Source organism: Actinoplanes sp. NPDC026623, assembly GCF_040638275.1.
Taxonomy (GTDB): Bacteria; Actinomycetota; Actinomycetes; order Mycobacteriales; family Micromonosporaceae; genus Actinoplanes.
This window is the reverse complement of sequence record NZ_JBEZXZ010000257.1, coordinates 1-10,496: the sequence shown is the minus strand read 5'-3', so window position 1 is coordinate 10,496 and position 10,496 is coordinate 1. Positions and strand designations below refer to the sequence as shown.

The 10,496-nt window shown below is 68.1% G+C and carries 9 protein-coding genes; 4 read left to right on the top strand and 5 right to left on the bottom strand.

Going from position 1 to position 10,496, the window contains the following annotated elements; all coding sequences use genetic code 11:
• Positions 1–329: 329 nt before the first annotated feature.
• The 3 genes from AB0F10_RS40835 to AB0F10_RS40825 form a co-directional block, all read right to left on the bottom strand.
• The gene (locus AB0F10_RS40835; protein ID WP_360638489.1) at positions 330–1,541 is read right to left on the bottom strand and encodes a cation:proton antiporter; all 1,212 of its coding nucleotides are present in this window, start codon (positions 1,539–1,541) and stop codon (positions 330–332) included.
• Positions 1,542–2,012: 471 nt separating this feature from the next.
• Positions 2,013–3,650, bottom strand: a complete 1,638-nt coding sequence (locus AB0F10_RS40830) for a hypothetical protein (RefSeq protein WP_360638486.1) — start codon at positions 3,648–3,650, stop codon at positions 2,013–2,015.
• A complete protein-coding gene (locus tag AB0F10_RS40825; RefSeq protein ID WP_360638482.1) occupies positions 3,647–4,540 on the bottom strand; it encodes an ABC transporter ATP-binding protein in 894 nt (297 codons plus the stop codon). Before AB0F10_RS40825 ends, AB0F10_RS40830 begins: the two co-directional genes overlap by 4 nt.
• A gap of 697 nt (positions 4,541–5,237) precedes the next feature.
• Between AB0F10_RS40825 and AB0F10_RS40820 the strand changes: the two genes are divergently transcribed.
• Positions 5,238–5,744, top strand: coding sequence for a hypothetical protein (locus tag AB0F10_RS40820; RefSeq protein WP_360638479.1), 507 nt, complete (start codon positions 5,238–5,240; stop codon positions 5,742–5,744).
• Positions 5,745–5,770: 26 nt separating this feature from the next.
• On the opposite strand, the gene AB0F10_RS40815 is transcribed toward AB0F10_RS40820, so the two are convergent.
• The gene (locus AB0F10_RS40815) at positions 5,771–6,328 is read right to left on the bottom strand and encodes a DM13 domain-containing protein (protein ID WP_360638476.1); all 558 of its coding nucleotides are present in this window, start codon (positions 6,326–6,328) and stop codon (positions 5,771–5,773) included.
• A 164-nt stretch (positions 6,329–6,492) separates the two neighbouring features.
• On the opposite strand from AB0F10_RS40815, the gene AB0F10_RS40810 reads away from it, so the two are divergent.
• Both AB0F10_RS40810 and AB0F10_RS40805 read left to right on the top strand, forming a co-directional pair.
• Positions 6,493–6,936, top strand: a complete 444-nt coding sequence (locus AB0F10_RS40810) for a CBS domain-containing protein (RefSeq protein WP_360638474.1) — start codon at positions 6,493–6,495, stop codon at positions 6,934–6,936.
• A complete protein-coding gene (locus AB0F10_RS40805; protein WP_360638471.1) occupies positions 6,933–8,225 on the top strand; it encodes an ArsB/NhaD family transporter in 1,293 nt (430 codons plus the stop codon). The genes AB0F10_RS40810 and AB0F10_RS40805 overlap by 4 nt, the downstream gene beginning before the upstream one ends.
• Here the strand turns inward: AB0F10_RS40805 and AB0F10_RS40800 are convergent.
• Positions 8,173–8,427, bottom strand: coding sequence for a helix-turn-helix domain-containing protein (locus tag AB0F10_RS40800; protein ID WP_360638468.1), 255 nt, complete (start codon positions 8,425–8,427; stop codon positions 8,173–8,175). The genes AB0F10_RS40805 and AB0F10_RS40800 overlap by 53 nt on opposite strands.
• A gap of 515 nt (positions 8,428–8,942) precedes the next feature.
• Here AB0F10_RS40800 and AB0F10_RS40795 point away from each other — a divergent pair.
• On the top strand, positions 8,943–10,361 hold the full coding sequence (locus AB0F10_RS40795; RefSeq protein ID WP_360638465.1) for a hypothetical protein: 1,419 nt from the start codon (positions 8,943–8,945) through the stop codon (positions 10,359–10,361).
• The last annotated feature ends 135 nt before the right edge of the window (positions 10,362–10,496 follow it).

Sequence of the window (10,496 nt, the reverse complement as noted above, 5' to 3'; positions counted from 1 at the left end):
TCCTTCGGCTTTCCCCTCGGGCTTCGCACCCTGCCGTTACCAGCAACGCACGCCAAGGGCGGGGCCAGGCATCGAACACGCGCCCGGAACTACGCCGCCGACATCATGTCGGCCCTCCTAACTGCGAGTCCACTCGCAAAGTGCGACCTCGTGTCGCAACGGCAAGACAGTGCAGCACGCTTCTCCGGTCAAGCGTGCCTTGATCTTCAGATCCACGAAAGCAACAGAGCCAAGAGGGCTACCTTCACCGACGTACCGGCTCTGCCGGAATGCGATGACCGTCCCGGATCGGGGCACGGCGTGCGGCGCGGCACCTGCGGGCTTCGCCTTCAGCGCCGAGCGTGACGAAGGGTGCGCCGCAGGACACCGTGCCAGGCTGAGGTTTCGGCTTCGTCGTCAAAGCCACGAGCCACCACGACATCGGTCGACGAGTGCAGGACGATCGACAGCACGATCGTCAACGCGACCAGGTGGAAGACCGTATCCGCCCCGGCGATGCCGGACTCCAGGACAAGCAGTCCGTACACCACAGAGGCGAAGCCCTTCGGGCCGAACCACATGGCCGCCGCCTGTTCGCGCAGGTCGAGCCCGGATCTCAGGAAGGAGAGCCACAGCGCCACCGGACGGGCCACGAAGATCGCGAGTATCGCGAAGACCCAGCCCTGCCATGGGATATCGGCCAGGAACTGCGGTGAGATCAGCGCGCCGAACACCAGCAGCGCGGCCAACTTCAACAGCTCAGCGATGTTCTCCCCGAAGTGCTCGAACGCGGCTCGCTGCCGGGGCCCGAACGTCGCGACCGTGATGCCCGCGGCGAATGCGGCCAGGAACAGGTTGGCGTGTGTCGCCTCGGCGACAGCCAGCACGAGCAGGCCGATCGCGAATCCGTTGAGCGGCTCGTACGCCGTCGAGGCGGAGAAGAACCGGGTGCGTTCGAGCAGGATCGCCACGACGGGGATCAGCACCCCGATGGCCAGGCCGGTGGACACTTCCACGGCCAGTTCCCCGAGATGTAGGTCGTGCGAGCCCGCCGCGACCGCCAGGAACACGATCACGAACGGCAGCGCGAGCCCGTCGTTGACCCCCGACTCCACGTTCAGCAGATGCCGCAGGCGTGCGGGCACCTTCTCGTTGCCCACGAGGGCGGCCGCGAAGACCGGATCGGTCGGGGCCAGGATGGCCCCGATGAGCAACGACTCGGCCCAGCCCAGGCCCGCGACGAAGTGGGCCGCCACGGCCGTGACCGCCAGCGTCAGTGGCAGGCCCCACCCGAGGGCACGGCCGGGCAGCCGCCACGCCGACCGCAGATCGGCCCAGCCGACCCGCATGCCGTCGGTGAACAGCACCGCGAACAGGGCCAACTCGGCGAGCGTGCCGACAATCGGGGAATCGGGGTGTACGTCCAGGACGCCCGTCGATTCGGCACCCAGCACGATCCCGGCCGCCAGGAACAGCACCGCGGTGGAGAGAATCGTCCGCTTCGCCAGCGCGGACACCAACACGGCGAGCAATAGGACGACGGCGAAGGTCAGCAGCAGCACGAGCACTCCGGTTTCACGGCAGGGTGAACACAACGCCGACCAGACTTCCCGGCACACCGCCTGCCAGCTTAGCCGCCGGCCAGGTAGAGCTGTGTCAGCGCGAGGAGGCCGACCTCAGGGCGGCTCCGGAAACGCCGATCCCGTCAGCGAGTGCCGCGCTCCCCGCTACGGCGTCGAGGAATTGCCGGGCGAGGGTGCCCATCATCGCCGTGAGGACGAGCGCTCCGGCGAGCCAGCCGAGCATCGTGGCCGGTGAATCCAGACACCACCAGGCCGGTCTCGCCGCGCAGGCATGGCGAGGCATTGGCGGAGCCGGCGCCGCCGCGTACCAGGGCGCTGCCGAGGTCCCTGCGAGCGGCGAGCCACGGGGCTACCGCGGCTGGGCCGGCACCCACGAAGGCTTCGCCCGGCGGATACGGCAGTACACCCGATAGGCCGTGTCGATACCAAGCCCGGCTGAGGCTGCGTACGTCATGACCGTAGGTCCCGTCGCTGGTAGCCGACGACGGCCGCGACGGTGATAGCTACGGCGAGTCCGGTCATGATCATGGTGGCGGGCCAGTCGACCTCGGCGGACGGGACGGGTGCGAGGTGGGCGAAGGGCGAGAGGTTGCGTACCCAGTCGGGTGCGCCGACGCTTTCGGCGATCACGAGCAACAGGAATCCGCCGGTGGCTGGCAGGGCACCCATGACCCCGACGGCCTGTGGTGCCCAGCCGGCGGCGAAGGCGGCGGCGGCGAGGCTGAGCAGGACGATGGGTAGCGTGTTCCATGCTCCCTGCAGTGCGGCGAGCAGGCCGAGGTTGCCGCCGACCGCGGCGACTCCGGACCAGGTGAGCAGGCCTGCGGTGGTGACGAGTGCGACGGCGCCTGCCGCCGTGGCGGACAGTTCGGCGCCGAGCAGGCGCAGCCGGCTGATCGGCTGAGCGGTCAGCATGGTGAGCCGGCGGTCGGTTTCGGCGGCGATGAACGCGGCCATGCGGACCGCGGTGAAGCCGCCGACGGGTAGCGCCAGAATGGCGAACAAAGTGGCGGTGAATCCCTCGATCGCGCCGATGTCGGCGAAGCCCGCCTGGGCCGCTTGGTCGGCCAGGGCGGGGTTGTCGGCCAGGAAGTCGGTGATCGACACCGCGGTCATGCCGATGAGCAGGTAGTAGGCGCCGATCCCGATAGCCCAGCCGGTCAGCGGCCGCAGCAGGCGCCGGACGGCGAACGTCTCCACGCCGGCGAGCAGTCGCCGCCGTGGCTGCCGGCCGGGGCTCGCCGCGACCAGTCCGGCGCGGACATCGCGGCGGCCGGCCGCGAGCAGCGTGGCGGCGCCGACCAGCACCGTCGCGGCGAGCAAAATCAGCAGGGGCGGGATTCGGTTCTGGTGGTAGGGGCTGCTGAGGGCGAGCAGCCCGAACGGGGACAGCCATCGCAGCCAGTTCAGCTCGGTGATGCCGTCGCCGACCATGCGCATCAGCAGACCGATGCCGAGCACCGCCACGGCGGTTCCGGTCGCCGGCGCCCGGGCGGGGAACACCTGGGCGGTGAGCCCCGCGACCGCGGCGAACGACAACCCGAGCAGGCCGATACCGGCCCCGTGGATCAGCGCCCCCACCGGCCGGGTGCCGGCGAGCAACAGCACGACACTGACCGCGCCACCGGCGGCGAGGGTGACAGCCATGACGGCGCCGACATGCCGCATCACGGCCGTCCGCAGGGTGACCCGGCCGGCCAGCAGCACATCCCAGCGGCCGGCGTCCTCCTCACCGCGGGTGATCCGGGTCGTCGCGAGGATCGCCCATACGGCGAGCAGGACGGCCACGAACGTGCCGACCCGCCACACCGTGAAGCCGCCCGCGTTGTCGAGCCCGACCGGTGCGCCGAACAAGGTCCGGATGGCCGGGTTGCCGGCCAGCGCCTGCAAGCTGCCGGCGGCGGCCGGGTCGGCCATGACACTGTCGTAGGTGGTGGCGACCAGCGCCGACATGCCTGCGACGAGGGCGACGATGATCAGGGCGCCGCGGCGGATCTGCCGCAGCGCCAGCCGGGTCACTGCCCGGCCGGGTGCGGCGCCCTGCACGGTGTCGGTCATGGCGGCGGCCGCTGCTGTCGCGGCGGTCATCGCGCGGTCTCGGTGCCGTAGTAGTCGAGGAAGATCTCCTCCAGGCTCGGTTCGCGCACGGCCAGGGCGGTGAGGTCGGCGTCGGCTAAGGCCTTGAGCGCGGGCGCGGGCGGTCCGGTCAGCGTGAATCGCAGCCGGCCCTGACCGGTCGCCTGGACCGCGTCGACACCGGCGATCGTGGACAGCTGCGGGGGAGCGCCGGTGAAAGTCAGGGTGACTTCGCAGCGGTGCAGGCCGCGTAGCTCGTGGATGGGAGCCACCTGGATCAGTCGGCCGGCCCGCAGGATGGCGACCCGGTCGCAGACCGCCTCGACCTCGGCCAGCTGGTGGGAGCTGAGGAAGACGGTCTGCCCGCGTTCGCGGGCGGTGGTGACGGCGGTGCGGAACTCGCGTTCCATCAGCGGGTCGAGGCCGCTGGTCGGCTCGTCGAGCACCAGCAGCGGCGCCCGGGTGGCGAACGCGGCGATCAGCGCGACCTTCTGCCGGTTTCCGGTCGAGTAGGTGCGGGCCGGTTTCGACAGGTCAAGGGCGAACCGGTCGACGAGCTCATCGCGGTAGGCCAGGTCGACGCCCGGCCCGGTAGACGCCTGTAGGTGCAGGATCTCCGCGCCGGTCAGCTGTGGCCACAACGCGACATCGGCTGGTACGTAGGCCAGCAGCCGGTGCGCCCGGGCGACATCCGCCGCGTCGACCCCGAACACCCAGGCCCGGCCCGCCGTCGGACGGGCCAGCCCGAGCAGTAGGCGGATGGCGGTGGACTTACCGGCACCGTTCGGGCCGAGGAACCCGAACACCTCACCCGCGGAGACGTCGATCGTGAGCTGGTCGAGGGCGGTGAGGCGCCCGTACCGTTTGGTGAGCCCGGCAGCGCGCAGCGCAAAGTCAGTCATCGGGGGAAGTCCTTCCGGTCGTGCGGATATGACCGCCGACCAGACTTCCCAGCACACCTGCGCTCACCGTACGCCTGCCAGCCCAGGGCGGATAGCACTGGGCAGTGATCAGCGTTGCTTCAGGTCCCGCTCATAGACGTCGCCGGCGCCATCGGCGTCGGTGTGGTTCCCCGGCCGCATCGAGCCGCTGACGGTAGCGTCGCGGCCACGCGGCACGAGCATGGCCGGCAGCCCGGCGACCAGAGACCCCGCCAGGATCCGAGCCGGGCGTGTTCGCCCTCCTCGCCGCCCACACCGAAAGCACGCCCCGCTCGACGCTCCCAAGAGGCCAAACCCGACGGCCCGCCACGACAATCGACTGCGGGCCGGACTGTGAAAGGCGACACCGCCGTCACGGCCGCGACCAGCACGGCAGCCCTCCAATCGTGGACTTGATGGGAGTTCGATCCTGAGGCGTCGGGGTCGCCGGGTGGTCAGCTAAACGGCAGGCGATGCCGCGTGCCGGTCTGCTCAGCGTCGCGTTCGCCGGCAGTTGCGGACTGTATGAGACCGAGGTGGTGTACGTCGCGGTCGCGTACCCGCCGCTGCCGCCTCGGCGGTCATCCGCTTCCGTGCTGGCGGCGAACGCGCCCCGGGATCACGCGAAAGTACGCCCGCGAGGCGAAATCGCATTGCCGGGAGTCGTTACGGTGACTGCGTGCGAAAGATCGACATCGGTGTGGTCGGCCGGGGAGCCGCTGTCGGAGCCGTCACGGGGGCCGTCACCGGATTCACCGTCCTGTGCCTGTTCTTCATCGGTGGTTTGCTGGTCAGCGGCTACCGCGGCGACGAGATCCGGATGACCGGGAACATGAGCGGGTTCGTGCTGGCGGCGATCGTCGGTGCCCTGGTCGGGGTGATCACGGGCCTCGTGGCCGGTCTGGTGCTGATGCCGGCGGCGTCCGGGTTGCGCCGGCGTCCGATCCTCGGCCGATCGGCCTGCGCGGCGGCGTGCGGCGGCGCGATGAGCCTGCCCTTCCTCGTGGCGGGTGTCGGGTGGAACAACTGGCCCGACCCGCCGTTGAACTGGGCGGCGATCGCCCTGGTGGCTCTGACCGGCGCGATCGGCGCCTGGAAGAGCGGGTACATCCTGGCGAAGGACCCTGAAGGTCGACCCGTGAGCCAGGACCCGCCGCCGGCCCCTACGGGCTGCGTTTCTTCGTGACACCCAACCCCGAACCACCCAAAGTGTCACGTGGTGGGGGTGAGGCTGGCGGCGCCGAAGGAGACCGAGAACCGCTTGCACCAGATGGTGACGCTCTCAAGGTCGTCGAGGTCCGTACCGGCCGGGATGGGATAGGTCTGGTCGCCCTTGTTGCCCTTGAGCCGGCCCAACTCGACCCAGGTGCCGTCATCGAAGACGCGCCACCCGTCCACGCCGGTGCGCACAGGCTGATCCGACAGCCAGACCCGCAGGTCGGGACCGTTGGAGGTGTCGAGGCCGACCAGTTCCAGGACGTGCGAGCCGTCCGGGTTCAGGATTACCCGGGTGACGCCGTCGGTGTCGTGTTCGTGGCTGATGAACTTGCCCTGCCGTACCACGGTCGGCCCAGCAGGCGGTACGGACATCGACGCCTCGGGTAGCACCGCCGAACTCTGCGGTGCCGGCGTGACGGCGAGTGTCTCGTTGGCCTCATGATCGGTGACAAGTTTCCATGGCTGGAACCAGTAGAGGCCGGCCACGGCGACGAATACCAGGACCGCCGCCGCCACCCAGGCCAACGGCTGACGGAGGAGACGCGTAATCACTGCTTGAGTACACCGCACCCGTACCGGACAAGACCCTTACGGAACGGTGACAGCCCATCGCGCGGGCAGCGCCGGGTCTCCGGCGATGGGCTAGGGTGATCATTGGAGCGCCGGGAAGTCTGGTCGGCAACGCCTTTGCCGACCGCGGAAACGGACTCGATCTCATGCGCTCCTGCGACCTGATGGTGGACTATCCCACCGTCGCACTCACCGACCTGGCCCTCGACGCCGCCCGGCTGCTCGCCGGCTCGGACCTGCCCGGCCTGATCGTGGTCGACGACCACGAGGTGCCGTTCGCGGTGCTTCCCGGCACCCAGGTACTGCGCCTGGCCGTGCCGGTCTACTGCCAGGACGATCCCGCCCTGGCGCGGGTGATCGACGAGGCCGCCGCCGACGTGTTCCTCACCGAACTTCACGGCCGCACCGTCCGCGACTGTCTGCCCCCGCAGCCGCACGAGCTGCCCGTGGTCGGCCCGGACGCGACGGTCCTGCAAGTCGCCGCTTTGATGGCCCGCACGCGCAGCCCTCTCGTCGCGGTCGTCGACCACGGTGTCCTGCGTGGTGCGGTGACCCTGGACCGGCTCCTCGACCGGGTCCTCGCCCAATGACCACCCTCGCCTGGGTCACGGTGGCGATCTTCGTCATCGTGTACGTCCTGATCGCCACCGAGTGGGTGCACCGTGTCGCCGCCGCCCTCGCCGGGGCGATGCTGATGCTGCTCATCGGCGCCACCGACGCCGAACACGCCTTCTTCTCACCCGAGTCCGGCGTCGACTGGAACGTCATCGTCCTGCTCATCGGAATGATGATCATCGTCGCGGTCCTGCGCCGCACCGGGCTGTTCGAATACCTGGCGATCTGGGCCGTCAAACGCGCCCGCGGCCGGCCGTACCCGGTGCTGGTGATCCTCGTCGTCATCACCGCCGTCGCATCCAGTGGTCTCGACAACGTCACCACCGTCCTGCTCGTCGCCCCAGTGACCCTGCTGGTCTGCGACCGGCTCGGGCTCCCCGCGGCGCCGTTCCTGATCGCCGAGGTGATGGCCTCCAACATCGGCGGCACCGCCACCCTGATCGGTGACCCGCCCAACATCATCATCGCGTCCAAATCCGGGCTGACGTTCAACGAGTTCCTCAACGTCCTCGCCCCGATCGTGCTCATCCTGCTGGTCGTGTTCCTCGGCCTGTGCCGGTGGCTGTTCCGTCACGCGTTCCGCCACGACACGGCCAAGGTCGCCCGGGTCATGGCGATGCGCGAACGCGACGCCATCACCGACCCCCGCCTGCTCACCGTCAGCCTCATCGTGCTGGCCCTGGTCCTTGCCGCGTTCACCCTGCACACGGTCCTGCACCTGGAACCGGCCGTGGTCGCGATCGTCGGCGGGCTGCTGCTGCTCGCGGTGTCCCGGCTCGACCCGGACGAGGTCACCACCGACGTCGAATGGCACACCCTGGTCTTCTTCGCCGGACTGTTCATCATGGTCGGCGCCTTGGTCAACACCGGCGTCATCGCCCAACTGTCGCAGGCCGCGACCGGCGCGACCGAGGGCCGCCTGTGGGGCACCACCGTCCTGCTCCTCGGCGCCTCCGCGACGCTGTCGGCGATCGTCGACAACATCCCCTACGTCGCCACGATGAGCCCGATCGTCGCCGACCTCGTCCACGCCGACGGCACCCCCCAAGGCAACGTCCTGTGGTGGGCGCTCGCACTCGGCGCCGACCTCGGCGGCAACGCCACCGCCATCGGCGCCTCCGCCAACGTCGTCGTCCTCGGCATCGCCGAACGCGCCGGAAAGAAGATCACCTTCTGGGAGTTCACCAAGTACGGGCTCATCGTCACCGCCATCACCGTCGCCATCTGCATCCCCTACCTGTACCTGCGCTACTTCCAGGGATAAGGCTGCCCGTCAAAGCCAGTACCTGCAGGTGTTCGGCCATCGCGGGCCGGCTCAGGTCGAAATGGTCGGCCAGGTCGCCGGCGGTTCGAGGTCCCTCGGCGAGTAGCCGCAGGAGTCGGCCTCGGATCCGGTTCGCCGGCGCGAGGAACACATCATCTGACACCTCGACAAGATTTCGGAAGATTCCGGTGGTCACCGGCATCTGGCGTGGGCCCGCCGCGTTCCTCGAGCAGTCCCCTGCTGGTGCAGCGGGAGGGCCGTGGCCTCAGGGACATCTTGAACAACCTTCGGTCGATGCGGCACGGCGCGCCGCGCGCCGAGATAGGCGTACAGACGGATCAGGTACCACGTCTCACAGCGCGGTCGGGGCGAGTACTCGCCCCGGCCGGTGGGTCAGGCGCAGCGCTTGCCGTTGTTGAGGCAGGCGGTGATCTTCTTCATTTGACGGTCGGAGTTGACGTTGATGAAGTCGTTGTGGTCGGAGAACGGGGGTGGTTCCAAGGTCATCTTGTGCACGCTGCACAATTTGGCTGTCGCCAGGCTGGCGGATCCTGACGCTGATCATGATGTCCGGGGGAGCGGCATGGCGCTGGCCTGCCTTTCTCTCTGTCGGAGGCCGCTTGCCGCGCCTGCTGTCGCATAGACGACAAGCAATTATACTAAGGAGCGGTGTAGACACCGAAGGTAACGACGAGCTTCGGAGTCGCAGGGAGCACGGTGGATATCGGATGGGTGCTGCGATCGCTGGACAGGTCAGCAAAGCTCAGAGTGGTGTCCGACGAGGACCTTGCAAAGAACGTCCGAAACAAAGTTCTTGATCTCGCGGAGAACGATCCGGGCTTCAGGTACGCCAAAGACGCCGGGCCAATTCTCGGTCTCCCGAAGGTCATCACAGTCAGTCCAGCAGGGATTCTTCACGAACTCGGCCGCGCCACCGTCTTCCTGACGGATTCGCCCTTCGCGCAAGCAGCGCGGAACTGGGCACATCTCCGATATTGCGCAACGCTGTCAAGCGAAAGTTTCCTGACGCTCTCGCCGTACGGGTTCGACGTAGTTCACCATCACAAGCAGGTGCAGTCCGAGCAGCTGGGAATCGGCCTTGCAATTACGGTGGCGAAGGCAGCATTGGCCAGGCGTTATCGAGGCTGGGAGTTCTCCGCGATTGATGCCGACGTTGCGCTCAATGTCGGATTCATCGAAGGGGTCGGGTCCGTCGGGCAAGCCGCGGGAACCAAGAAGCGCCCCGACTACTTCCTCGTAGGACGCCGAATCCACGGGAGAAGCGGCGCGTTCAAAACAGTAATCCTCGAGTGTAAAGGCACCCACGAAACCAAGGCCTTCGTACTTGAACAATTGGCCCGGGCCTCGCTCCAGGTTCGCACCGTCGAGATCGGCGGCAAGATCCCCACCGGCTACATGGTCGGATCGTACCTATCCGGCTCCGAGATAGTCAGCTACGCACTCGACCCTCCCGGAACCGATGACATGTGGCAAGGCGACCGGAAGGAGATGGACCGGCTGCTCGCCGAAGACCCCGGCGACAAGTTCTGGCGACCGTCCATCCCTACGATAGAGCAACCCGGCCAGAGCGAGACCCAAGGCGACCAACCAGCAAGTCCAGAGCCCGCGGAGCCGGAACCAAGCTCTGCTGAGGACTGGATCCCGGGCGCACCGCCCCTCTATCAGATACCCGAGGACAGCAGGGGATGGTTCTTCCGCATCCTTGCCCGGACAGCGGCAGCGACCGCGCTTGCCTTTGCTGGCAACACCGCCGACGCGGCGCACCTGGGAACACCTCGGCAACGGTCCGAGGAGGACCTCAACCGCCAGATGCTCCTTGACGTCGAACCGCACTGGCGTGGCAACACGACCACAACGCTGCGCTTGAACAACGAACTCGCGTTCGAGGGAACCAGCAGCCGGCTACTCCTGCCCGACGGCGCAGAACTGGAAGTCTTCCGAGGCGTCGAATCACACGTGTACAAGTACCTTGCCGAAGGCAAAGTCGGACCGTACATCCGCGCGTCCAACCGCCTATGGCGCAGGCGGTCACGGCCGGCCGCCGACAGCAACCAAGTCGTCTCTCTCGCAGCGGACGGGACCGCACTGATCATCAGACGCGCTTCGCGTATGTAGTGCTGGGGCCGCGCGGCTTGTCACTAAAACGTTTCTAGATCTAAGCGCGTAGGCAGAAGTTCGGTACGTAACTGGTGACGGGCTGTCCGCGAACATGCTCAGCGAGAGGGACATACCAACGTAAAGACCCCGCCG